Origin of the sequence: Streptomyces lincolnensis (genome assembly GCF_001685355.1) — a bacterium.
In the GTDB taxonomy this organism is placed as follows: Bacteria; Actinomycetota; Actinomycetes; order Streptomycetales; family Streptomycetaceae; genus Streptomyces; species Streptomyces lincolnensis.
Map to the genome: position 1 here is coordinate 3,395,501 of NZ_CP016438.1, position 22,978 is coordinate 3,418,478.

Annotated in this window: 22 protein-coding genes; 14 read left to right on the forward strand and 8 right to left on the reverse strand. The window is 71.5% G+C overall.

The window, feature by feature from the left end:
- Positions 1–96 precede the first annotated feature (96 nt).
- The gene (locus tag SLINC_RS15055) at positions 97–729 is read left to right on the forward strand and encodes a class F sortase (protein ID WP_067432267.1); all 633 of its coding nucleotides are present in this window, start codon (positions 97–99) and stop codon (positions 727–729) included.
- Here the strand turns inward: SLINC_RS15055 and SLINC_RS15060 are convergent.
- Positions 664–1,023 (reverse strand): winged helix-turn-helix transcriptional regulator, encoded by a 360-nt coding sequence (locus tag SLINC_RS15060; protein ID WP_107406825.1) that lies wholly within the window; start codon positions 1,021–1,023, stop codon positions 664–666. The genes SLINC_RS15055 and SLINC_RS15060 overlap by 66 nt on opposite strands.
- Positions 1,024–1,172: 149 nt before the next feature.
- Between SLINC_RS15060 and SLINC_RS15065 the strand changes: the two genes are divergently transcribed.
- The gene (locus SLINC_RS15065; RefSeq protein ID WP_067432271.1) at positions 1,173–2,084 is read left to right on the forward strand and encodes an NAD(P)-dependent oxidoreductase; all 912 of its coding nucleotides are present in this window, start codon (positions 1,173–1,175) and stop codon (positions 2,082–2,084) included.
- Here the strand turns inward: SLINC_RS15065 and SLINC_RS15070 are convergent.
- The gene (locus tag SLINC_RS15070) at positions 2,081–2,863 is read right to left on the reverse strand and encodes a sulfite exporter TauE/SafE family protein (protein ID WP_067432273.1); all 783 of its coding nucleotides are present in this window, start codon (positions 2,861–2,863) and stop codon (positions 2,081–2,083) included. The genes SLINC_RS15065 and SLINC_RS15070 overlap by 4 nt on opposite strands.
- A 68-nt stretch (positions 2,864–2,931) precedes the next feature.
- Entirely contained in the window at positions 2,932–3,351 is a 420-nt protein-coding gene (locus tag SLINC_RS15075) for a VOC family protein (RefSeq protein WP_067445350.1), read from the reverse strand.
- A 252-nt stretch (positions 3,352–3,603) separates the two neighbouring features.
- Between SLINC_RS15075 and SLINC_RS15080 the strand changes: the two genes are divergently transcribed.
- From SLINC_RS15080 to SLINC_RS15105, 6 genes are all read left to right on the forward strand, one after another.
- Positions 3,604–4,836: an NAD(P)/FAD-dependent oxidoreductase gene (locus tag SLINC_RS15080; protein ID WP_067432275.1), complete on the forward strand. Its 1,233-nt coding sequence runs from the start codon at positions 3,604–3,606 to the stop codon at positions 4,834–4,836.
- Positions 4,836–7,451: a nitrite reductase large subunit NirB gene (gene nirB / locus SLINC_RS15085; protein ID WP_067432278.1), complete on the forward strand. Its 2,616-nt coding sequence runs from the start codon at positions 4,836–4,838 to the stop codon at positions 7,449–7,451. Before SLINC_RS15080 ends, nirB begins: the two co-directional genes overlap by 1 nt.
- Positions 7,448–7,798 carry a nitrite reductase small subunit NirD gene (nirD, locus tag SLINC_RS15090; RefSeq protein ID WP_067432281.1) on the forward strand — a complete coding sequence of 117 codons (351 nt, stop codon included), beginning with the start codon at positions 7,448–7,450 and terminating at the stop codon, positions 7,796–7,798. The genes nirB and nirD overlap by 4 nt, the downstream gene beginning before the upstream one ends.
- A gap of 46 nt (positions 7,799–7,844) precedes the next feature.
- Positions 7,845–8,429 carry a TetR/AcrR family transcriptional regulator gene (locus SLINC_RS15095; protein ID WP_067432284.1) on the forward strand — a complete coding sequence of 195 codons (585 nt, stop codon included), beginning with the start codon at positions 7,845–7,847 and terminating at the stop codon, positions 8,427–8,429.
- Positions 8,430–8,554: 125 nt separating this feature from the next.
- The gene (locus SLINC_RS15100; protein WP_067432287.1) at positions 8,555–9,328 is read left to right on the forward strand and encodes an SDR family NAD(P)-dependent oxidoreductase; all 774 of its coding nucleotides are present in this window, start codon (positions 8,555–8,557) and stop codon (positions 9,326–9,328) included.
- 44 nt (positions 9,329–9,372) lie between these two features.
- The gene (locus tag SLINC_RS15105; protein ID WP_067432290.1) at positions 9,373–10,023 is read left to right on the forward strand and encodes a LysE family translocator; all 651 of its coding nucleotides are present in this window, start codon (positions 9,373–9,375) and stop codon (positions 10,021–10,023) included.
- Positions 10,024–10,060: 37 nt separating this feature from the next.
- On the opposite strand, the gene SLINC_RS15110 is transcribed toward SLINC_RS15105, so the two are convergent.
- Genes SLINC_RS15110 through SLINC_RS15120 form a run of 3 tightly spaced genes read right to left on the reverse strand, consistent with a single transcriptional unit; the run spans position 10,061 to position 13,539 of the window.
- Positions 10,061–10,987, reverse strand: coding sequence for an oxidoreductase (locus SLINC_RS15110; protein ID WP_067432293.1), 927 nt, complete (start codon positions 10,985–10,987; stop codon positions 10,061–10,063).
- Between the two features lie 39 nt (positions 10,988–11,026).
- Complete coding sequence (locus SLINC_RS15115) at positions 11,027–12,937, reverse strand: SulP family inorganic anion transporter (protein WP_225988412.1); 1,911 nt, start codon at positions 12,935–12,937, stop codon at positions 11,027–11,029.
- Positions 12,934–13,539: a carbonic anhydrase gene (locus tag SLINC_RS15120; protein ID WP_067432296.1), complete on the reverse strand. Its 606-nt coding sequence runs from the start codon at positions 13,537–13,539 to the stop codon at positions 12,934–12,936. Before SLINC_RS15120 ends, SLINC_RS15115 begins: the two co-directional genes overlap by 4 nt.
- A 176-nt stretch (positions 13,540–13,715) precedes the next feature.
- Here SLINC_RS15120 and SLINC_RS15125 point away from each other — a divergent pair, with 176 nt between their 5' ends.
- The 6 genes from SLINC_RS15125 to SLINC_RS47965 all read left to right on the forward strand — a co-directional run bounded on the left by SLINC_RS15125 (position 13,716) and on the right by SLINC_RS47965 (position 18,479).
- Entirely contained in the window at positions 13,716–14,702 is a 987-nt protein-coding gene (locus SLINC_RS15125) for a response regulator transcription factor (RefSeq protein ID WP_067432299.1), read from the forward strand.
- Positions 14,699–16,222 (forward strand): sensor histidine kinase, encoded by a 1,524-nt coding sequence (locus SLINC_RS15130; RefSeq protein WP_079164541.1) that lies wholly within the window; start codon positions 14,699–14,701, stop codon positions 16,220–16,222. Before SLINC_RS15125 ends, SLINC_RS15130 begins: the two co-directional genes overlap by 4 nt.
- Before the next feature lie 96 nt (positions 16,223–16,318).
- Complete coding sequence (locus tag SLINC_RS15135; protein ID WP_067432302.1) at positions 16,319–17,479, forward strand: alkaline phosphatase PhoX; 1,161 nt, start codon at positions 16,319–16,321, stop codon at positions 17,477–17,479.
- A 220-nt stretch (positions 17,480–17,699) separates the two neighbouring features.
- Positions 17,700–18,113 carry an excalibur calcium-binding domain-containing protein gene (locus SLINC_RS15140; protein WP_067432305.1) on the forward strand — a complete coding sequence of 138 codons (414 nt, stop codon included), beginning with the start codon at positions 17,700–17,702 and terminating at the stop codon, positions 18,111–18,113.
- Positions 18,114–18,144: 31 nt separating this feature from the next.
- Positions 18,145–18,330, forward strand: a complete 186-nt coding sequence (locus tag SLINC_RS50415; RefSeq protein ID WP_225988523.1) for an effector-associated constant component EACC1 — start codon at positions 18,145–18,147, stop codon at positions 18,328–18,330.
- On the forward strand, positions 18,327–18,479 hold the full coding sequence (locus tag SLINC_RS47965; protein WP_159425340.1) for a hypothetical protein: 153 nt from the start codon (positions 18,327–18,329) through the stop codon (positions 18,477–18,479). The genes SLINC_RS50415 and SLINC_RS47965 overlap by 4 nt, the downstream gene beginning before the upstream one ends.
- Before the next feature lie 114 nt (positions 18,480–18,593).
- Here the strand turns inward: SLINC_RS47965 and ppdK are convergent, their stop codons facing one another.
- Both ppdK and SLINC_RS15150 read right to left on the reverse strand, forming a co-directional pair.
- Entirely contained in the window at positions 18,594–21,341 is a 2,748-nt protein-coding gene (gene ppdK, locus SLINC_RS15145; protein ID WP_067432308.1) for a pyruvate, phosphate dikinase, read from the reverse strand.
- A 429-nt stretch (positions 21,342–21,770) separates the two neighbouring features.
- On the reverse strand, positions 21,771–22,967 hold the full coding sequence (locus SLINC_RS15150; protein WP_067432312.1) for an ROK family protein: 1,197 nt from the start codon (positions 22,965–22,967) through the stop codon (positions 21,771–21,773).
- Positions 22,968–22,978 lie beyond the last annotated feature (11 nt).

Genomic DNA, 22,978 nt, shown 5'->3' on the forward strand with positions numbered 1-22,978 from the left:
TGTCCCCTCCCCCTCCGGGTCCGACGCCCCTCGCGGCCCGGAGGGGGAAGGAGGGCACGGCCTACATCACCATGCCCGGGTCGGGAGAGGGTCGCCATGCGCAGGTTCGGCAACACCGCCATAGCGGGGGTGACCGTGGTGGCCCTGTGCTCCGGGGCGTGGCTGCTGCGCAGTGGTGCCGAGACGCACCCGCCGCCGCAGCCGTCCGCCGCGCAGGCGCACCTCGGCCGGGACCGGGACGGCTCCGCGCACTCCGCGGCACCGGCCCTGCCGCCCTCCCCGCCCGACCGGATCCGCATCCCCTCGATCCGGGTGGACGCCCCGCTGACGGGGCTGGGACTGACGAGGACCGGCAGCCTCGACGTCCCGCCGGCCGAGCAGAAGAACCTCGCGGGCTGGTACGAGGCCGGGACCACCCCCGGCGAGACGGGCACCGCGATCGTCGCCGGCCATGTCGACAACGCCGACGGGCCCGCCGTCTTCTACGCCCTCGGCGCCCTGAAGAAGGGCGACGCCATCGAGGTGGACCGTCGGGACGGCGGTGTCGCGGTGTTCACGGTGGACGCGGTGGAGGTGTACAAGGCGACCGGCTTCCCCGACGCGAAGGTGTACGGGGCGGCCGCACGGCCCGAGCTCCGGGTGATCACCTGCGGGGGCGGCTACTCACCGGCGACCGGCTATCAGGGCAACGTCGTCGTCTTCGCGCACCTCACCGGGAGCAGCCGCTGAGGCGGGCGGTTCCGGCGCACCCCCGAGGATGTTCTCCCGGCCCCACGCCCCCAGCGGTGCCAGCGCCTCGTTGAGCGTGGCCCCCCGGGGAGTGAGCGAGTACTCCACGCGGGGCGGCACCTCGTCGTAGGCCTCCCGGTGCACGATGCCGTCCGCCTCCAGCTCCCGCAGGTGCGCCGCCAGGACCTTCTCCGTCACCCCCGGCAGCTCCCTGCGCAGCTCGCCGAAGCGGCACGGGCGCACATGCAGCGCCCACAGGATCAGCACCTTCCACTTGCCGCCGATCACGTCCATCGCGGCGTCGATCCCGCAGACGTACGCTCCCGGCCGTCGTCCGGTCACCCTGCCCACCCCTCCCCTGCCTGGACCCTTTCCCGGCGGTAACCACCCACTCCGAAGTACGTACTTGAGCAGGCCGTTCACCACCGACGAGCCTAGACGTCATGACTGACAACGCACCCACGTCCCGCACCCACCCGCGCACCCCTCTCACCCCGCTCACCCTCCTCGGCACCGGTGCCATGGGCACCGCCCTCGCCCGCGTCTGGCTCGCCGCCGGGCACCCCGTCACCGTCTGGAACCGCACCCCCGCCCGCGCCGAGCCCCTCGCCGCCGAGGGCGCGACGGTCGCCGTGAGCGCCGCCGAGGCGGTGGCCGCGAGCCGTCTCGTGATCGCCTGTCTGCTCGACGACGCCTCCGTGGGCGAGGCCCTGGACGCGGCCGACCTCACCGGCCGTGACCTGGTGAACCTGACCACCGGTACGCCCGCGCAGGGCCGGGCCCGGGCCGCCTGGGCACAGGAGCGCGGCGCGCGTTTCCTGGACGCCGGGATCATGGCCGTACCGCCGATGATCGGGGCCGCCGGCTCCGGGGCCTACGTCTTCTACAGCGGTTCCGCCGCGCTCTTCGAGGAGCACCGGGACACCCTCGCGGTGCCCGCCGGGACGTCCTACGTCGGGGCGGACCCGGGGTTCGCCGCCCTGCACGACGTGGCGCTGCTGAGCGCGATGGGCGGGATGTTCGCGGGCATCACGCACGCCTTCGCGCTGATCCGCCGTGAGGACATCGCGCCGAAGGACTTCGCCCCGCTGCTCCAGGGCTGGCTCACCGCGATGGCACCCATGGTCCACACGGCCGCCGACCAGCTGGAGAGCGGCGACTACGGCAAGGACGTCGTCTCCAACCTGGCCATGCAGGTCGCGGGCAACGCCACCCTGCTGCGCACGGCCGAGGAGCAGGGCGTGAGCACCGAGCTGCTGACGCCGTACATGGCCCTGATGGAGCGTCGCCTCGCCGACGGGCACGGCCACGAGGACACCACCGGCCTGGTCGACCTGCTCATCGAGGGGCCCTAGGCGAGCCACTGCTCGTACGCCAGGTTCGCCACCAGGGCGAACACCACCGTCAGCAGCACCACCCGGACGAAGCCGCTGCCCTTCTTGAGGGCGGTGTGGGCGCCGAGCATGCCGCCCGCGAGGTTGAACAGGGCCATGAGGGCGGCGAGTTTCCACAGGACCGTGCCTTGCCAGGCGAACGTGGCCAGCGCGCCCGCGTTGGTGCAGCAGTTGACGATCTTGGCGGTGGCGGAGGCGGTGACCAGGTCGAGGTGGAGGACGGCGGTGAGGGCGAGCACCAGGAACGTGCCGGTGCCGGGGCCGATGAGACCGTCGTAGAAGCCGATGCCGATGCCCGCGAGGCCGATCGCGGCGAGCATCCGGCGGCGGGTGGCGGGGCCGGTCGCGGGGGCGGTGCCGAAGGCGGGGCGCAGGATCACGAAGGCGGCGACCGCGAGCAGCACCACCATGATGAGCGGCTTGAGCACGTCCGTGCTCATCCCGGCCGCGAAGAAGGCCCCCGCCGAGGATCCCGCGAGGGCCGCCAGCCCGATGCGTACGGCCAGCCGTACGTCCACGGGGGCCTTGCGGGCGTAGGTCACCGCCGCGCCCGAGGTGCCGACGATGGCGACCGCCTTGTTGGTGCCGAGGGCGTAGGCGGCCGGTGTGTTCGCCGGCAGTCCGAGGAGCAGCACGGGCAGGAGCAGCAGGCCTCCGCCGCCGACCACGGCGTCGATCCAGCCGGCCGCCAGGGCGGCGAGGCACAGGACGACGACCATGGTCAGCGATATGTCGGGCATGATCGCGACCTTAAGGACGGGATAAGTGCCCTGTCCAATGACCTGAGGCTCCGCTGAGCTTGTCGGGCTCAGCCCAGCCGGCCCCGCTCCACACAGAACTCGTTGCCCTCCGGATCCGCCATCACGACCCAGCCCCGGCCGTCCGGGAGCGTGCGGTCCGCGAGCTGCCGGGCGCCGAGTTCCAGGGCCCGCTCGACCTCCTGGGCCCGGGTGCGGTCGTCGGGCCGAAGGTCGAAGTGCACCCGGTTCTTGACCGTCTTGCCCTCTCCCACCCGGACGAACAGCAGTCCGGGGCCGGCGTCCGGGGCCTCTATCAGCACCTCCGCGTCGCCCGGCTCGTCCTCGTCGGAGATGGGGCGCCCGAGCAGCGCGGACCAGAAGCGGGCGAGGTCGTAGGGCTCGCCCGCGCAGTCGAAGGTGATGTGGCGGATCGTGGGGTTCAAGGGCCTCTCCCGGAGCTGGTCGTGCGGGTCGTGGGCCCGCAGCATGACGAACCCCACAACGGTTGTCGAACGATTACCCGCCCGCCGCCGGGGCCCCGGTGCCGCCCCCGTCGTAGACGATGGCGTGTGCACGGAAACCCGAGGTGCGCGGGGGTATGGCCCCCGGCGCCTCACAGCCCGCTCCCGAGGCCTGTCACGAACCCTCACATTCACCCGCGGCCTGTGCTGAGGGCAGCGTTCCTCGCGGGAAACAGAGGTGATGCCACCGGGTAACACCGACCACGCACGCTCCTGGACATGACCTCGAATACGCGTGTGGTGGTGATCGGCGCCGGGCTCGCGGGCGTCCGTCTCGCCCGGCGGCTCGCAGAGCTCGGCAGGTCGGTGACGCTCGTCGGCGACGAGGAGCACCACCCGTACAACAGGGTGCTCCTGGCCGAGGTGCTGGCCGGCCGCTACAGCCCCGAGGTGATCGCGCTCCCGGCACCCGCCGACCTGGTCCGCGCCCGGGTCACCGGCATCGACCGCGCGGAGCGGACCGTCGAGTGCGCCGACGGCACGAAGATCGCATACGACACCCTGGTCCTGGCCACCGGCTCCAACCCGGTGCTCCCACCGCTGCGCGGCCTGTTCACCCCCGACCACGTGCTGCCGGACGGCGTCCACGCCTTCCGCACGATGGACGACTGCCTGGGGCTGTCCGAGGCGGTCCGGCCGGGTGCGCGGGCGGTCGTCATCGGCGGCGGACTGCTCGGTGTCTCCGCGGCCCGGGCACTCGCCCTGCGCGGCGCCCAGGTCGTCCTCGCCCAGCAGTCCGAGCGGCTGATGGAGCGCCAGCTCGACCCGGCCGCCTCCAAGCTGGTCCGGCGGCATCTGACGGACCTCGGCGTCGAGGTCCACACCGACCTGCGCGTCCGCGACGTGCGCTGTGTCAACGGCTCGGTCCGCTCGGTCGAGATGGCCGACGGATACGCCATGGACGCCGACCTCGTGGTCCTGGCCTGCGGAGTCCACCCTCGGGTGGGCCTCGCCCAGGTCGCCGGGCTCGACGTCCGCAAGGGCATCGTCGTGGACGACGAACTGCGCACCTCCGACCCGCACATCCGGGCCCTCGGCGACTGCGCGCAGCACGACGGCACGGTGTACGGGCTGGCGACGCCGGCGCTCGAACAGGCCGATGTGCTGGCCGAGTTGCTGGCGAGCGAGGCGGGCACCACCGGTGACCCGCACGCCCGTTACACCGGTACCCGTTCACTGACCCGGCTGACGCTGGCCGGTGAAGGCTTCTTCGACCTCGCCGCGTTCGGCGAGACCGAGGCGCTCCCCGGCGACGACGTGGTTCAGCTCGCCGACGCCACCCGCGGCACCTACCGCAAGGTCGTCGTCCGCGACGACCGTCTGGTCGGCGGGGTCCTCGTCGGCGAACTGGGCACCGTCGGCGCACTCGCCCGCGCCTGGGAGGGAGCAGAGCCGCTCCCCGCCGACGGTGCCCCTCTGCTCCACCTGCTCACCAACGATGGAGGCTCCTGATGACCGCCACCCCGGAGGCCACGGAGGCCACCCCCACGATCGTGCTCGTCGGCCACGGCATGGTCGGCCAGCGCTTCCTGGAGGCGCTCGCCCAGCGCGGCCTGACCGCCACGCACCGCGTGGTCGTCCTGTGCGAGGAGCCCCGACCCGCCTACGACCGCGTGGCGCTGACCTCGTACTTCTCGGGCAAGACGCCCGAGGACCTGTCGATGACCGACATGGCGTTCATCGAGACGCACGGCATCGAGCTGTACGTCGGTGACCCGGCGGAGACCGTGGACCGCGAGGCCCGCAAGGTCACCGCGCGGTCCGGCCAGGTCTTCGAGTACGACGTCCTCGTCCTGGCCACCGGCTCGTACCCCTTCGTGCCGCCGGTGCCCAACAAGGACGCCGAGGGCTGCTTCGTCTACCGCACGATCGAGGACCTGCTCGCGATCGAGGCGTACGCGAAGTCGAAGGCCACCACCGGTGCCGTGGTCGGCGGCGGTCTGCTGGGTCTGGAGGCCGCCGGCGCGCTGAAGGGCCTGGGCGTCGAGGCGCACATCGTGGAGTTCGCGCCGCGGCTGATGCCGGTGCAGGTCGACGACGGCGGTGGCGCGGCCCTGCTGCGCACCATCGAGGAGATGGGCCTGAGCGTCCACACGGGCGTCGGCACGCAGGAGATCGTGGTCGGCTCCGACGGTGCCGTCACCGGCATGAAGCTGTCCGACGGTTCCGAACTCGCCACCGACATGGTGGTGTTCAGCGCCGGTGTCCGCCCCCGCGACCAGCTGGCCCGCGACTGCGGTCTGACGGTCGGCGAGCGCGGCGGCATCTCCGTCGACGAGCAGTGCCGTACGGTCGCCGACCCGCACGTGTTCGCGATCGGCGAGTGCGCGCTGGCCTCCGACGGCCGGGTGTACGGCCTGGTCGCCCCCGGGTACGAGCAGGCCGAGACGGTCGCCGCGACGATCGCCGCCGACGAGGCCGAGGAACTGACGTTCACCGGCGCCGACCTGTCCACCAAGCTGAAGCTGCTCGGCGTGGACGTGGCGTCCTTCGGCGACGCGCACGGCACCACGGAGGACTGCCTGGACGTCGTCTACTCCGACTCCCGCTCGGGCCTGTACAAGAAGCTGGTCATCGGCCGCGACGGCACCCTGCTCGGCGGCATCCTGGTCGGCGACGCGGAGGCGTACGGCACGCTGAAGGCGTTCACCGGATCGGTTCCGCCGGTCTCGCCCGAGTCGCTGGTGCTGCCGGCCGGGGCCGGGGAGTCCGTCCAGCTCGGCCCGACGGCGCTGCCGGACGACGCGATCATCTGCTCCTGCAACAACGTCCGCAAGGGCACGATCCGCGCCGCGGTCACCGACCACCAGTGCACCACCGTGCCCGAGGTGAAGAAGTGCACCAAGGCCGGTACGACCTGCGGCAGTTGCGTCAAGGTCCTCGGCCAGCTGGTCACCGCCGAGCTGGAGGCGTCCGGCGTCGAGGTCGACAAGGGCCTGTGCGGCTGCTTCTCGCAGACCCGCGAGGAGCTGTACGAGATCGTCCTCGCCCTGCGCATCAACACCTACCAGGACCTCCTGGACCGCTACGGCCGGGACGGCGCCAAGGGCGGCGACGGCTGCGAGGTCTGCAAGCCGGCGGTCGGCTCGATCATCGCCTCCCTCGCCCCGACGATCGGTGCGAGCGGCTACGTCCTCGAAGGCGAGCAGGCGGCCCTCCAGGACTCCAACGACCACTTCCTGGCCAACCTCCAGAAGAACGGCTCGTACTCGGTCGTCCCGCGCATCCCCGGCGGTGAGATCACCCCCGAGGGGCTGATCGTGATCGGTGAGATCGCCCGCGACTTCGGCCTCTACACGAAGATCACCGGCGGTCAGCGGATCGACATGTTCGGCGCCCGCGTCGAACAGCTCCCGCTGATCTGGACCCGGCTGGTGGACGCCGGCTTCGAGTCCGGCCACGCCTACGGCAAGTCCCTGCGCACGGTGAAGTCCTGCGTCGGCCAGACCTGGTGCCGCTACGGCGTCCAGGACTCGGTCCGCATGGCGATCGACCTGGAGCTGCGCTACCGGGGCCTGCGCTCCCCGCACAAGCTGAAGTCGGCGGTCTCCGGGTGCGCCCGCGAGTGCGCCGAGGCCCAGTCCAAGGACTTCGGCGTGATCGCCACCTCCAACGGCTGGAACCTCTACGTCGGCGGCAACGGCGGCGCCACCCCGCGCCACGCGGACCTGCTCGCCCAGGACCTGACCGACGCCGAACTGATCAAGCTGATCGACCGGTTCCTGATGTTCTACATCCGCACCGCGGACCGCCTGGAGCGCACCTCGACCTGGCTGGAGCGGATCCCCGGCGGCCTGGACCACGTCCGTGACGTGGTCGTGGAGGACTCCCTCGGCATCTGCGAGGAGCTGGAGTCCCTGATGACGGCCCATGTCGCGCACTACGCCGACGAGTGGGCGACGACCATCAACGACCCCGAGAAGCTCGCCCGGTTCGTGTCCTTCGTGAACGCCCCGGACACCCCCGACCCGGTCGTGGGCTTCGTCCCCGAGCGCGACCAGATCAAGCCCGACCTGCCGCTGCTGACCATCGGCCACCGCCCCCTGGAAGGAAGCGCCCAGCGATGACCCTGGCACCCGAGACGACCGACCTCAAGATCCAAGTCCAGCTGGAGGACGGCTGGTTCACGGTCTGCGAGCTGGACCGGCTGCTCCCCGGCCGGGGTGTGGCGGCGCTGCTGCCCGACGGCCGCCAGGCCGCCCTGTTCCGTGACCGCAACGGCAAGCTGTACGCCGTCGACAACCGCGACCCGTTCGGCGGCGCGGCCGTCCTCTCCCGCGGTCTGACCGGCACCCACCAGGGCCGCCCGTTCGTCGCCTCGCCCCTGCTGAAGCAGCGGTTCGACCTGGAGACCGGGCAGTGCCTGGACGAGGAGTCGGTGCGGATCGCGACGTACGAGGTACGCGCGGCGTAGTAAGCATTCTTGACCGATCATTCTCGTTCCCCCTAGGCTGCGACACGTGGCCAGGACCAAGGAGTTCGATCCGGACGCCGCGCTCCAGGCAGCCCTAGAGCTGTTCTGGCGGCGCGGCTACGAGGCGACGTCGATGTCCGACCTCGTCGAGCACCTCGGTATCGGGCGGGCGAGCATCTACGCGACCTTCGGCAGCAAGCACGAGCTGTATCTGCGGGCGCTGGACCGCTACCAGGAGTCCTGCGACCCGCAGTTGCTGCGGGAGCTGTCGCAGCCGGGGCCGGCACTGCCCTCCGTCCGCTCGGTGGTACGCCGTTTCGCGGCGGAGTCGGCCGAGGCGGGCAGGCGCCTGAGCGGCTGTTTCGTGGTCAACACGGCCGCCGAACTCGCCCCGCACGACCCGGACGCGGCCCGTCGGGTCGAGCACAGCTGGGACCACATCGAGACCCTGCTGCACTCGGCGCTGACGCGCGCGCAGGCCCAGGGCGAGCTGGGCGAGGACCGCGATCCGCGCGCCCTCGCCCGCATGCTGCTGGTCCTGATGCAGGGCATGCGGGTCGTCGGCAAGGCGTCGGCGGACCCGGCCCGGGTACGCGACGCCGCGGAGCAGGCGCTGACCCTGCTCGACTGAGCCACCGCCCTCGTGGGCCTCGCGAGGGCTTTTTTCACGCCTTCATATTGAACCGATCGGTCAAAATAAGCGGCCGGATGCGGCCGAGATACAGGCCGGGATGCGGCCGAGACACAGGGGAGATCATGACCACCAGCACACGCTTCACCGGCAGGACCGCCCTCGTCACCGGCGCGGGCTCCGGCATCGGGCGCGGTATCGCACTCGCGTTCGCCGCCGAGGGCGCGAACGTCGTCGTCGCCGGACGCCGTCGCGACCCCCTCGACGAGACGAAGGCCCTGGTCGAGCAGGCGGGCGCCAAGGCACTGGCCGTCACCGCCGACGTGACCCGCGCCGACGACCTGCGTGCCCTCGTGCAGGCCACCGTCGATCACTTCGGCGCACTGGACATCGCGGTCAACAACGCGGGCGTCCTGGAGGGCGGCGGCCTGCCCGTCGCGGACGTGGACGAGGACGCCTGGCGCCGGATGCTCGACATCAACGTCACGGGCGTCCTGCTCGCCCTCCAGGCCGAGGTCCGCCAGATGCGCACCCAGCCCGGCGGCGGCGCGATCGTCAACATCGCCTCCCGGATCGGCGTCCACGGACGCATCCCCGGCACCACCGCCTACGGCGCCACCAAGGCGGCCGTCTCGATCCTCACCCGCGGCGCGGCCCTGGACCACATCGCGGACGGCGTGCGCATCAACGCCGTCAGCCCGGGAGCCAGCGCGACGGCCATGTCCCTCCTGCCGGGCGAGACGGCGGCCGGGCGCGCGGAGCGCATGAAGAGCGCCGTACCCCTCGGCCGCGTCTCCACCGTCGAGGAGGTGGCGGCCGCCGTGCTGTACCTGTCCTCGGACGACGCGGCCTCGGTCGTGGGGGCGGACCTGGTGGTGGACGGCGGCTCCACGGCCTGAGAAATCCGCTGGAGAGCGGACGAGCCCCGTGCTTGCATGGCCGTATGGTTCCCGCCGATCGTCTTCTCGCCTTCGCGGCCATGTCGTTCCTGCTGATCGTGGTCCCCGGTCCCAGCGTGCTGTTCGTGGTCGGCCGGGCACTCGCCCAGGGCCGGCGCGCCGCGCTGACCACGGTGGCGGGCAACACGGCCGGCGCCTATGTGCTGGTCCTGGCCGTCGCGTTCGGGGTCGGCTCGATCGTGGAGCGCTCGGTCCTGGTCTTCACCGCGCTCAAGCTCGCCGGCGCCGCCTACCTCGTGTACCTGGGCGTCAGGGCGTGGCGGGGGCGCGGGTCGCTGCGGGAGGCGTTCGCCGACGACGTGACGGCGGCCGGGGCGGGGCGCGGCGGGCTGCGCACGTTCTGGGAGGGGTTCGCGGTCGGGGTGACCAACCCCAAGACGATCGTGTTCTTCGCCGCCGTGCTGCCGCAGTTCGTGGACCGCGCCCACGGTCATGTGGCCGCCCAGATGCTGCTGCTCGGGCTGGTGTTCAACGTCATCGCGCTGGTCTCCGACGCCGCGTGGGGGCTGGTCGCGGCGACCGCGCGGGGCTGGTTCGCGCGCTCGCCGCGACGCCTGTCCCTGGTGGGCGGGGTCGGCGGGCTCACCATGATCGGGCTCGGGGTGACGGTGGCCATGACCGGCCGCAAGGACTGATCGCCGAAGCAGTTGACCGCCGGGGCCGTTCGGGCGGCTACATCTTCAGGGCGTCGTACGTCACTCCCGTCAGCCGCTCGGAGGCCTCCCACAGCAGCTCACCCGCCCGGTCGTCGAGCGTCCACGGTGCCCGCCAGGAGGGTCCCGGCGCCCCGCGCCACCCTCCGAAGGCCGGTCCGACGAACAGGTCCGGGCGTACGTCGGGTGCCGTCGCCGCGTAGAGCGTGGGCAGCGCCCCGCCGTCCGCGGACTGTGCGAAGAAGCGGTTGCCGAGCCGCATGAACCGCTCGCTGGCCCGGCGCCCGGACATCCGGGGGCCCGCGGTCTGAAGATTGGTCGCCGCGTACCCCGGGTGGGCCGCCGCCGCGATCACCGGCGAGCCGTGGGCCGCCAACCGGCGCGCCAGCTCGTGGGTGAAGAGCAGGTTGGCGGTCTTGGAGCGGGCGTAGGCGATCCAACGGCGGTAGCGACGCTCGCTGTTGAGGTCGTCGATGTCGATGTTCGCCAGCGCGTGCGTGGTACTGGAGACGGTCACCACCCGGGCGCCCCCGGTGGCCAGCAGCGGCGCCAGCAGCAGTCCGGTGAGCGCGAAGTGCCCCAGGTGGTTGACGCCGAACTGCGTCTCGAACCCGTCGGCGGTCGTCCCGTACGGCAGCGCCATCACGCCCGCGTTGTTGACGAGCAGATCGAGCCGGTCGTACGAGAAGGCCTGCGCGAACTGCCGTACGGAGGCCAGGTCTCCCAGGTCAAGGCGGGCGAACTCCACCTCCGCGCCCGGGACTTCGGCGGCCAGCCGGTCGCCCGCCTCGTTGCCGCGTGCCTCGCTGCGGCAGGCGAGCACCACCCGGGCGCCGCCGCGCGCCAGCTCCCGCGCGGCGGCGTATCCGATGCCGCTGTTGGCCCCGGTGACGACTACGACACGGCCGCTCTGATCGGGGATGTCCTTCTCGCTCCAGCCGGACATGGCCGGCCTCCCTCCGCCGACGGGTGCGGTTCAGAGGGTTCAGCGTACGAGCGGCGGGCGCTGGGCGTAATCGTCCGGGAGGGGCCGGGTGTCGAGGTAGAACCATTCGGCGGTGGGGCCGGGGGTGGGGGCGGCGTCTTTCGCCTCGGGCTCCGGGGCGTCCGGCACGGCCGTCGGCGTCGTCACCGTCCTCGCAGGTCCCGCCGGTCCCGCCGGTCCCGGCATCAGGAGTTCCACTCGCAGCCCCATCCCGCGCTGCTGGGCGGTGAACTCCTCGACCTGGTTGCGGCAGGCGTGGTCCAGGTGGGTCACGCCGGTCAGGTCGAGGCGGATGCGGGGCTTGCCGGCGGCGGCCGCGGCCTCCAGTGCCTCGATGACCTTGGGCAGCCGCAGGAAGGTGGCGTTGCCGGCCATGACGACCTTGGCGGTGTCCTCCTCGACGTGCTGGCGGACCACGGTCTGGGACATCCGGAGCGCGGCCAGCACGATCCCGGCGGCGAGCCCGATCAGTACGCCTTCGAGCAGCGCGGTCGCCACGATGACCAGCGTGGTCGTCGTCATCACCACGAACTCGCCCCGGTCCTGGCGCCACATCTTCGGGAACTCCTCGGGCGCGAACAGCTTCCAGCCGCTGTGGACCAGGACACCGGCGAGCACCGAGATCGGGATCAGCGCGAGCACCTGCGGCAGCAGCAGCGCGAACGCCAGCAGCCACAGCCCGTGCAGGGTCCGCGAGAGCCGGGTCTTCGCACCGGCCTGGACGTTCGCCGAACTCCGGGCGACCACGGCCGTGATGGGCAGCGATCCGAGGATGCCGGCCACCGTGTTGCCGGCGCCCTGGGCGATCAGCTCGGTGTTGTAGCGGGTGCGCGGTCCGCTGTGCATACGGTCCACCGCGGCCGCCGTGAACAGGCTCTCCGCGGACGCGATCACCGTGAAGGTGAGGATCGAGGTGATGATCGCGGCGTCCGCGAGCCCCGCGAACTGCTCCCCGCCCGGCACCTGCACGGCCGCCAGCAGATCACCGACCTGGAGCGTCTTGACGTCCACACCGGGCAGCGCGGCGACCCCGATGCCGACGCCCACGGCCACCAGCGCGGCCGGGACCTTCTTGACCGGCCCGGGCACCTTCTTCCACAGGAAGCTCAGCACGACGGTGACGACACCGAGCAGCGTGGCGATCACCGCCTGCCGGTCCGTGAGGATGTCGGCGACCAGCCCGGGCAGCCCCGCCATGTTCTCGATCGGGGTGCCGGGCGCCTTGCCGTCGGCCATCGGATACATCTGGCTCACCATCAGCGGGAGCCCGATGCCGGCCAGCATGCCCTGGACGACGGCGAGGGAGATCGCCTGGAACATCCGGCCGAGCCGTACGACACCGAGGACGATCTGGAGGATCCCCGAGCCCAGGACGATCACGCCGAGCATCGCCACGCCGTGTTCCGCGACGGTCTCCGCGACGAGCGCGGCGAGTCCGGCGGCGGGCCCGCTCACCTGGAGCGTGCTCCCCCGCACCGCGCCCACCACCAGCCCGCCGATCACCCCGGAGATGATCCCCAGCTCGGCCGGCACACCGGAGGCGACGGCGACCCCGATGCACAACGGGAGCGCGACGAGGAAGACGACGAGGGAGGCGGTGATCTCGGTGCCGAGGTCGGACTTGGGGAGCTTGGGGGGCTTGGGGGGCTTGGGTGATGTGGAGGCGCCGAGGGTGTCGGGTGTCCGGGAGTTGTCGGGTGCCCAGGGGTTGTCGGGTGCCCAGGGGTTGTCGGGTGCCCAGGGGTTGTCGGGTGCCCAGGGGTTGTCGGGCGCCGTGGAGATGTCAGGCGCCGTGGGCATGCCGGGCGCCTCGGAGATGCCGGACGCCTTGGAGATGTCGGGGATCCTGGGGAGGGAGGCGCCCCCGGCACGCCTGGCGCCCCTCGTCCCGCGCGCGTGCGCCCCGCTCATCCGGCGTGCACCCGGAAGCCGCCGTCGTCGTCCAGCTCGTACACCCGCCCGGTGTCGACCTCGTAGTACCAGCCGTGCAGCCGCAGCCGGCCGTCCCTCATCCGCTGCCGCACACTCGGGTAACTGCGCACCGCGGCCAGCTGGTTGACGACGTTGTGCTGGGCCACGTCGGCCAGGCACGGGTCGTCGTCCACGCCGGTGAGGACGGGGGTGAGCTCGGGGCGGGCGATGCCCAGCCAGGCGTCGACGCCCGGCAGCGCGCTCAGGTCGTCGCCGGACTTCAGCGCACCCATCGCTCCGCAGTGTGAGTGACCGCACACGACGATGTCCTGAACCCCGAGCACCTCCAGTGCGTATTCGAGGGTGGCCGCTTCACCCGAGGCCCCATGCCGCCCGTAAGGCGGCACGATATTGCCCGCGTTCCGTAGCTCGAATATCTCTCCGGGCCGCGCTCCGGTAATGAGCGCGGGTATCACCCGCGAGTCCGAGCAGGTAATGAACAGGGCCTCAGGGTATTGCCCCTCCGCCAGTTTCCGGAATTCTCCGCGATCGCCCTCGACCCGCTGCGTGAACGTACGGGCCCGGTCCAGCAATGCCTTCAACGATGGCTCCTCGGTCGGGAGTTCGGCCAGGTCACCTCACCGTAGAGGGGTCCGGGCCAGCGGAAGGTTAAGTGAAAGCCAGAACCCGGACAGGAATGGAACATTCTTTGCCCCATTACCCCGACGCGGGATCATCTTGTAACGTGTCGAGTCCAATTCACGGAGAGACAGGACGTATGGGCATACGAGTACTGCTCATCGAGGACGACGAAACGATCGCCGAACCGCTCACCGAGGCTCTGGGCCATTTCGGACTGACGGTGGATCACGTCGCCACCGGCACCGACGGGCTGAGAGGGCCGTACGGCGATGTCGTCCTGCTGGACCTCGGGCTGCCGGACATGGACGGCATCGACGTCTGCCGGGGCATCCGACAGGTCTCCGACGTCCCCATCCTCATCCTCAGCGCCCGCGGGGAGGAGACCGACCGCGTGCTGGGCCTGGAGCTCGGCGCCGACGACTACCTCGCGAAGCCGTTCAGCGTACGGGAGTTGGTCGCGCGGATCCGGGCGGTGACCCGGCGGAGCCGACGGACGCAGGGGGTGCCGGAGCCGACGGCCGGGACGATGCCGGGCGCCCTCCCGGTCTCGGCTTCCTCGGCGCTTCCGTCCCCCGAGCCGTCGGCGTCCATGGCGTGGGACGCGGAGCCCGCGTCACCACCGCCGTCGTCGCCTCCGTTCCCCTCTCCGTCGTCTCCGTTCCCCTCTCCCTCGTCTCCGTCTCCGTCGTACGAGACCCAGCCCTTCCCTTCCTACGAGCCGCAGACGATCGAACCGCAGACGATCCCGTCGTACGCCGCCGAGGAGGAGGCGTCCCCGGTCGCCGAGCCCGGTCCGCTGGTGGTCGACCGCCGTACTCGTCAGGTGTGGGTGGGCGGGACCCAAGTCCCGCTCACGCCCAAGGAGTTCGATCTGCTGGCGCTGCTCACCGAGGACCCGGGCGCGGTGCGTTCGCGGCAGGAGATTCTCGACCGGGTGTGGGATCCGCACTACGAGGGTCCGACCAAGACGCTGGACGTCCATGTGGCGGCGCTGCGGCGGAAGCTGGGGCACCCGGCGTGGATCCAGACGCTGCGCGGGGTCGGTTTCCGGCTGGCCGTGCACACCGGGCCCGGTGTGCGCACCGGGCCGGACATGCGCACCGGGCCGGGCGCGCGGCCATGACCCGCCGGCTGCTGCTCAGTTATCTGGGCCTCGCCACGCTCCTCCTGCTCTGTCTGGAGATCCCGCTCGGCTTCGTGTACTCGCGGGGCGAGCGGGAGCGGGTGGTCAACGCGGCGAAGGACGAGGCCGAGTCGGTCTCCGCGTACGCCGCGCTGTCGCTGGCCGCCGGGCGGGCGGAGCGGGACCTGCCCGGCCGGGTGGTGCACTGCGCCGCGCGGATCGGCGGGAAGGTGGTGATCGTCGACGGTACGGGCGTGCCGCTGGCCACCTCGCATCCGCTGACGCCGGAGGCCTCACGTGACCTCGCCTCCCGTCCGGGAATCGTGGCCGCGCTCCGGGGCTCCTCCACGGCGGACGTCCGTACCTCCACCATCGGCGGGGTCCAGTACCTGTCGGTGGCCGCGCCCGTCGGTCAGGGGGCCCGGCCGGAGGCCGCCGTGTGGCTGACGGTTCCGACCCGGACGGTGCACGAACGCGTCCACCACATCTGGCTGCTGCTCGCCCTGGGCGGGCTGGCGGTCCTCACCGGGGTCACTTTCGTGGCGTTCGCCATCGCCCGCTGGACCGGCCGCCCCATCCGTGAACTGGAGCGTGCGACACATGAGTTGGCGGAGGGGGGCCGGGCCGCTCCGGTGACGGTGACGAAGGGCCCGCCCGAAGTGCGCAGTCTGGCCGCGGCGTTCAACCGCACCGCCGCGCGTCTGGCCCATCTCCTCGCGTCCCAGAGCGCGTTCGCGGGCGAGGCATCGCACCAGCTCAAGACCCCGCTGGCGGCACTGCGGCTGCGGCTGGAGAACCTGGAGCCCAACGTCTCCGCCCACGGCCGGGCCAGCCTCATCGCCGCCGTCACCGAGACCGACCGGCTCGCCCGCATGGTCGAGGGCCTGCTCGCGATGGCCCGGCTGGAGGAGAACGCGGCCACCCCCGGCCCGGTCGACATCGGCGCGCTCTGTGCCGAACGGCACCGCACCTGGGCCCCGCTCTTCGCCCGGCAGGACGTCCGCCTGGTCCTGTTCGCGGGCGGCGTGGGCCCGGCCCTCGCCGTACCCGGGGCGATCGAACAGATGCTGGACAACCTCCTGTCCAACGCCCTGCGCGCCTCCCCGCCCGCCACCACCGTGGCCATCGACCTGCGCCCGCACGCCCCGTCCCGCCGCGCCCTGCGCGACGCGCGCCCCTGCTGGGTCGACCTGCACGTCACCGACGAGGGGCCCGGCATGACGGCCGAGCAGCGCACCCGCGCCTTCGACCGCTTCTGGCGGGCCCCCGGCGCCCCCAAGGGCGGCACCGGCCTCGGCCTCCCCCTCGTCCAACGCCTCGCCCACGCCAGTGGCGGCGAGGCGAGCCTGCACCCGGCCACCACGGGCGGCCTGGACGCCGTCATCCGCCTCCCCTCGGCGGAACCGGGCCCACGCCGGCGTGAGCCACCGGTGCTCCCGCTGCGGCATGCCTCCGGCGGCCATGCGAACCGTACGGCCACGTCACGCCTTGTCCATGACACGTCAACCCCCAAGGTCTAGGGTCCGTCACCGCGCGTCCCTGTCGCCGACCGGTGGCAGGCGGTCACGACTCACCCTGGAGCGAGCGTGGAACGTCGTAGCCCGAACCCTCTCAGCGTGGAACGTCGCACCTTCCTCCGTGCCGCCGTGGTCGGCGGTTCCGCCGCCGCGTTCGGCGGAACCCTGTGGCGCGGCGCCGCGTACGCCGCCCCCGCCCAGCCCGGGACCGGCCCCTACGGTTCGCTCGGCGCGCCGGACGCCCGCGGCATCAGACTTCCGGCCGGCTTCACCAGCCGGGTGATCGCCCGCTCCGGCCAGACGGTCGCCGGAACGTCGTACACCTGGCACAACGCCCCGGACGGCGGCGCCTGTTACGCCGACGGCACGGGCTGGATCTACGTCTCCAACTCGGAGATCAACCCGTCGGGCGGCGCGAGCGCGGTGCGGTTCTCGTCGAACGGGACGATCACGTCGGCGTACCGCATCCTGTCCGGCACCCGCACCAACTGCGCGGGCGGAAAGACCCCTTGGAACACCTGGCTGTCCTGCGAGGAGGTGGATCGCGGCTACGTCTACGAGACGGACCCGTGGGGCGTGGCGGCCGCGGTCCGCCGCGACGCGATGGGCCGCTTCAAGCACGAGGCGGCGGCCGCGGACCCCGTCCGCCGCGTCGTCTACCTGACCGAGGACGAGTCCAACGGCCGCCTCTACCGCTTCGTACCGACGACCTGGGGCGACCTCTCCTCCGGCACCCTCCAGGTCCTGGTCGCGGGCACCGCCACGTCGGGCTCCTACACCTGGACCACCGTCCCCGACCCCGACGGCTCCCCCACCTCCACCCGCACCCAGGTGGCCGGCTCCAAGTCCTTCAACGGCGGCGAGGGTTGCCACTACGCCGACGACAAGGTCTGGTTCACGACGAAGGGCGACAACCGGGTCTGGCAGCTCAACCTCACCTCCAGCACCTACGAGTTGGCCTACGACGACTCCCTGGTCACCTCCGGCACCGCCCCGCTCACCGGCGTCGACAACATCACCGGCTCCTCCTCCGGCGACCTCTTCATCGCCGAGGACGGCGGCTCCATGGACATCTGCGTGATCACCCCCGACGACGTGATCGCCCCCTTCCTCCGCATCGACGGCCAGTCCGGCTCGGAGATCACGGGCCCGGCCTTCTCCCCCGACGGCACGCGGCTCTACTTCTCCAGCCAGCGGGGGACGAGCGGCAGTTCGTCCGGCGGGATCACCTACGAGGTGACGGGCCCCTTCCGCGCCTAGCACCACCGCACCCGGGCGCCGGTCTTACGGAGAGCTACCCTCCGGTCACGTCACAGTCACATCACAGGTCCTTCATATCTCCACCACACCTTCCACCCCTCAATAGGTTCGTCACCTCATTCCCGGCTGATCGCCCGTTCTGGATCAGACGCACGAATACCACCACGAACCACGAGCCGCGCCTCACGCCATGTGAACCGCGAACCTGGAAGGACCAGTTGTGAACCTGCTCCGTAAGCCCGGCGCCATCGCCGTCGCCGCGCTCGCCCTGGCCGCCCTCCCGGCCACCGCCTCGGCCCACGACGGCAACCACCCCTTCACCAACTGCACCGAGGCCTACGCCGGCGGCCACGCCAACATCCCCGAGGGCGACGAGCACTACGGCAAGCACCTGGACCGCGACGGCGACGGCATCGGCTGCGACAGCCCACCCCCGGGCTTCGAACCGGCCGACGACAACAAGACGGACACCGGGAACACCGAAACAACCGAACCGGCCACCCCCCAGAACCCCGACCTCGCCGAAACCGGCGGCAACGACACCACGGTCTACCTGACCACCGGCGGCTCGGTCGCCCTCCTCACGGGCGGCGCGGTCCTCATGGCAGCCCGCAGGCGCCGGACGGACCACTGACGCCAGGGAAGGCGCGGCGGGGCCACACCTGCTGCTCCGCCGCGACGACGACCTGCGACGTCATGCCGAACTGCGGCTGCGCCAGACGTGGCACACCGGCGGCTTCCTGGGCTCCGTCGAAGTCGTCGAACTGATCGTCGGCCAGACCATAGCCCTGGCCAACCTCGCGGTCGCCTACGCCACTTGGCGCCAGTCCCGCACCACACGGGCCCGGTGACCATCACCGCCAACGGCATCTCCCTCACCGTCCATGACGGCTCGGAGGAGTCGGTGCGCCAGATCACGGATCTGCTCCGCTCCGGAGACGACGCCCCCGGCGAGGACGACACCACCAACGGCCCCACCCGACCGCCTCCACACGACTGAGGGGCGGCACCCCCCGCACGGGATGCCGCCCCCTCTCGTGATCCGGAGCCGCCGACCATCGGTGAGGGTCGGTCGGGGACGATCGGCGGCTCCGGGGTCTGTCGGTGCCGTGGGCTACCGGTGGTCGCTGCCCGCCGACTCGGAGGCCGCGCGGCCTGCTTCCAGGCGGGCGACGGGGATGCGGAAGGGTGAGCAGGAGACGTAGTCCAGGCCGACCTCGTGGAAGAAGTGGACGGACTCGGGGTCGCCGCCGTGCTCGCCGCAGACGCCGAGCTTCAGGTCGGGGCGGGTCGCGCGGCCCGCCTCCGCGGCCAGTTTCACCAGGGAGCCGACGCCGTCCTTGTCGATGGTCTCGAAGGGGGAGACGCCGAAGATGCCCTTCTCCAGGTACGCCGTGAAGAACGAGGCCTCGACGTCGTCCCGGCTGAAGCCCCACACCGTCTGGGTCAGGTCGTTCGTGCCGAAGCTGAAGAACTCCGCCGCCTCCGCGATCTGACCGGCCGTCAGCGCGGCCCGCGGCAGCTCGATCATCGTTCCGATCGACAGCTTGAGCGAGGTACCGGTCGCGGCCTCGACCTCGGCGACGACCTGGTCGGCCTCCTCGCGGACGATCTCCAGTTCCTGGACCGTGCCGACGAGCGGGATCATGATCTCCGCGCGCGGGTCGCCCTTCGCCGCCTTGCGTTCGGCCGCGGCCTCGGCGATCGCCCGTACCTGCATCGTGAACAGTCCGGGGATCACCAGGCCCAGGCGCACACCGCGCAGCCCCAGCATCGGGTTCTGCTCGTGCAGACGGTGGACGGCCTGGAGCAGGCGCAGTTCGTTCTCGTGGGGTTCCTGGCGGGATTCGGCCAGCGCCACTCGTACGGACAACTCCGTGATGTCCGGCAGGAACTCGTGCAGCGGGGGGTCCAACAGCCGGATCGTGACCGGGAGTCCGTCCATCGCGGAGAACAGCTCCACGAAGTCCTGCTTCTGGAGTGGGAGCAGCCCCTTCAGGGACTCCTCGCGCTCGGCCTCCGTGTCCGCCAGGATCAGCCGCTCGACCAGCTCACGCCGGTCACCGAGGAACATGTGCTCCGTACGGCACAGCCCGATGCCCTGGGCACCGAAGCGCCGCGCGCGCATCGCGTCCTCGGCGTTGTCCGCGTTGGCGCGCACGCGCAGCCGCCGCTTGCGGTCCGCGAACGCCATGATCCGGTGGACGGCCTCGACCAGCTCGTCGGCGTCCTGCGCGCCGGCGTGCATCCGGCCCTCGAAGTACTCCACGACGGGGGACGGCACGACCGGGACCTCGCCCAGGTACACCTTGCCGCTCGACCCGTCGATCGAGATCAGGTCGCCCTCCTCCACGACATGGCCGCCCGGCACCGTCATCCGGCGCCGCTTGGTGTCGACCTCCAGCTCCTCCGCACCGCAGACACAGGTCTTGCCCATGCCGCGCGCGACCACGGCCGCGTGGGAGGTCTTGCCGCCGCGGGAGGTGAGGATGCCCTCGGCCGCGATCATGCCGTCCAGGTCGTCGGGGTTGGTCTCCCGGCGGACCAGGATGACCTTCTCGCCCGAGCGCGACCACTTGACGGCCGTGTACGAGTCGAAGACCGCCTTGCCGACCGCCGCGCCCGGCGAGGCCGCGATACCCCGGCCGACCTGCGCGACCTTGGCCTCCTCGTCGAAGCGGGGGAACATCAGCTGCGCGAGCTGGGCGCCGTTGACGCGCTGGAGCGCCTCCGCCTCGTCGATGAGCCCCTGGTCCACCAGCTGGGTCGCGATCCGGAAGGCCGCGCCCGCCGTCCGCTTGCCGACGCGGGTCTGGAGCATCCACAGCTGCCCGCGCTCGATGGTGAACTCGATGTCGCAGAGATCCTTGTAGTGGTTCTCCAGGGTCTCCATGATCTGCATCAGCTGGTCGTACGACTTCTTGTCGATCGACTCCAGCTCGGCGAGCGGGACCGTGTTGCGGATACCGGCCACCACGTCCTCGCCCTGGGCGTTCTGGAGGTAGTCGCCGTAGACGCCCTGGTGGCCGCTGGCGGGGTCGCGGGTGAAGGCGACGCCCGTGCCCGAGTCCGGGCCGAGGTTGCCGAAGACCATCGAGCAGACGTTGACGGCCGTGCCCAGGTCGCCGGGGATGCGCTCCTGGCGGCGGTAGAGCTTGGCGCGGTCGGTGTTCCAGGAGTCGAAGACCGCGTGGATGGCGAGGTCCATCTGCTCGCGCGGGTCCTGCGGGAAGTCCCGGCCGGCCTCGGTCTTGACGATCTTCTTGAACTTGGTGACGAGCTTCTTGAGGTCGGCGGCCTCCAGCTCGGTGTCGACCGTGACCTTCTTGGACGTCTTCGCCGCCTCCAGCGCGTCCTCGAAGAGGTCGCCGTCGACGCCGAGGACCGTCCTGCCGAACATCTGGATGAGGCGGCGGTAGGAGTCCCACGCGAAGCGCTCGTCGCCCGCCTGCTCCGCCAGGCCCTTCACCGACTTGTCGGAGAGGCCGATGTTGAGGACCGTGTCCATCATTCCCGGCATGGAGAACTTGGCGCCGGAGCGTACGGAGACCAGGAGCGGGTTGTCGGCCTGGCCGAGCTTCTTGCCCATGCGCTGCTCCAGCGCGTCGAGGTGCGCACTCACCTCGTCACGCAGTGCCGCCGGCTCCGCACCGCTGTCGAGGTAGACCTTGCAGGCCTCGGTGGTGATCGTGAACCCCGGGGGGACCGGAAGACCCAGATTGGTCATCTCCGCGAGGTTCGCACCCTTGCCGCCGAGGAGGTCCTTGAGGTCCTTGTTGCCCTCGGTGAAGTCGTAAACGAACTTCACACCCTCAACGCGCGCGGCCTGATCAGCTACGTGGGGATCTTTGTTTTCCGACACGGGTCTCGACTCCTCGAGGACGCGGTGGCTGCCCTGACGGCGAGGAACATACCCAGATCGAAGGCGTCTGGGTACGTCCACTCGCGCGTCATACGCCCGTAACCAGTCGTCCGCCAGCGGATCGAAAGTCAAAGCTTGGCAAGCGTCGACGGGCGCATGTTTTCACTTCTTGAACGCATCGCCACCCATTCGGGCTCGATTCAGCTCATCTGAGCGGCTGTCGGCACGTCTGATTTCGATCGGTGAACGATCAAGGGGTGGCACTCAGTGCCACACCTCCACGAAGTGCAGTCGCTCATGATCCGCTCATCTGAGCGGAACCCTTATCAAGGGTGGCGAGAATCACGCTTCCACAGTCACCCGGATTTCACCATGCGGACGACCTTCCGGAACGGAAACCCGCCCGTCACACACCCCGCCAGACCCCCGTCACACCCCCAGCGCAGCCAACCGCTCCTCCACCCGCTCGGGCGCGTACAGGTGCTCCACGACCAGCGCCCCCGCCCCCACCAGCCCCGCCCGCTCCCCGAGCCGCGAGGTGACGACGTCCAGGTGAGCGGTGGAACGGGGCAGCGCCCGCTGGTAGAGCAGCTCCCGGACACCCGTGAGGAAGGGGGTTCCGGCCAGATCTCCGGCGATCATCAGCACCCCGGGGTTCAGCAGGGTCACCACGGTCGCCAGCACGTCCCCCACCTGGCGCCCGGCCTCGCGGGCCAGCGCGGCGGCCTCGGGATCGCCCGCCGCCAGCAGATCGCGCACATCCGAGCCCGACGCCGCCGGCACCCCGGTCTCCGCCAGCCGCCGCGCCACGGCACCGCCGCTCGCGACGGCGGCCAGACAGCCGCGGGAACCGCACCGGCACAGCGCGTCCGCCCCGACCCGGATGTGGCCGATGTCCCCGGCGCCGCCGTCGATGCCCCGGTAGATCGAGCCGTGCACCACCACTCCGGCGCCGATGCCGGTGGAGACCTTGACCAGGACGAACGCGGAGCAGCCGGGGTAGGAGGTGCGCTGTTCGCCGTACGCCATGAGGTTGGCGTCGTTGTCGACGAGGACGGGGACCGGCGCGGCGCCCGTGTGTTCGGTGAAGGCTCTGGCGAGGCGGCCTCTTATGTCGTAGCCGTCCCAGCCCGGCATGATCGGCGGCTGGACGACGCGGCCGGTGTCGATGTCGACGGGGCCCGGCACGGCGAGCCCGATGCCGCAGACCTCGTCGGCGCGGCGGCCGGTCTTCTCCAGCAGTTCGGCGAACCAGTGGCCCAGCTCGCCGAGTACGACGTCCGGGCCGTCCTCGATGAGCGGCGTGCCGCTGTGCTCGGCCAGGATCTCGCCGGTCAGCGACAGGACGGCCGCGCGGGCGTGCCGGGTGTCCAGGTCGGCGGCGAGGACGACGGCGTGGGCGTCATGGAATTCGAGGGTGATCGAGGGCCGGCCGCCCAGCGGGGAGTCCACCGGGCCTCCGGCACCCTCGCGCAGCCAGCCCGCGCGGAAGAGGCGGTCCAGGCGCTGGCCGACGGTGGCCCGGGACAGTCCGGTCACCTGCTGGAGCGCTCCGCGCGTGACCGCGCGTCCGCTTCGCACCAGTTCGAGCAGATCTCCGGCGCTCCCCTGACCTCGCCCTGCCATGCGCACCCCCT

Coding starts and splice junctions, on each gene's coding strand:
- SLINC_RS15055 (WP_067432267.1), top strand. CDS start 97: ATGCGCAGGTTCGGCAACACCGCCATAGCGGGGGTGACCGTGGTGGCC.
- SLINC_RS15060 (WP_107406825.1), bottom strand. CDS start 1,023: ATGGACGTGATCGGCGGCAAGTGGAAGGTGCTGATCCTGTGGGCGCTG.
- SLINC_RS15065 (WP_067432271.1), top strand. CDS start 1,173: ATGACTGACAACGCACCCACGTCCCGCACCCACCCGCGCACCCCTCTC.
- SLINC_RS15070 (WP_067432273.1), bottom strand. CDS start 2,863: ATGCCCGACATATCGCTGACCATGGTCGTCGTCCTGTGCCTCGCCGCC.
- SLINC_RS15075 (WP_067445350.1), bottom strand. CDS start 3,351: ATGCTGCGGGCCCACGACCCGCACGACCAGCTCCGGGAGAGGCCCTTG.
- SLINC_RS15080 (WP_067432275.1), top strand. CDS start 3,604: ATGACCTCGAATACGCGTGTGGTGGTGATCGGCGCCGGGCTCGCGGGC.
- nirB (WP_067432278.1), top strand. CDS start 4,836: ATGACCGCCACCCCGGAGGCCACGGAGGCCACCCCCACGATCGTGCTC.
- nirD (WP_067432281.1), top strand. CDS start 7,448: ATGACCCTGGCACCCGAGACGACCGACCTCAAGATCCAAGTCCAGCTG.
- SLINC_RS15100 (WP_067432287.1), top strand. CDS start 8,555: ATGACCACCAGCACACGCTTCACCGGCAGGACCGCCCTCGTCACCGGC.
- SLINC_RS15105 (WP_067432290.1), top strand. CDS start 9,373: ATGGTTCCCGCCGATCGTCTTCTCGCCTTCGCGGCCATGTCGTTCCTG.
- SLINC_RS15110 (WP_067432293.1), bottom strand. CDS start 10,987: ATGTCCGGCTGGAGCGAGAAGGACATCCCCGATCAGAGCGGCCGTGTC.
- SLINC_RS15115 (WP_225988412.1), bottom strand. CDS start 12,937: ATGAGCGGGGCGCACGCGCGCGGGACGAGGGGCGCCAGGCGTGCCGGG.
- SLINC_RS15125 (WP_067432299.1), top strand. CDS start 13,716: ATGGGCATACGAGTACTGCTCATCGAGGACGACGAAACGATCGCCGAA.
- SLINC_RS15130 (WP_079164541.1), top strand. CDS start 14,699: ATGACCCGCCGGCTGCTGCTCAGTTATCTGGGCCTCGCCACGCTCCTC.
- SLINC_RS15150 (WP_067432312.1), bottom strand. CDS start 22,967: ATGGCAGGGCGAGGTCAGGGGAGCGCCGGAGATCTGCTCGAACTGGTG.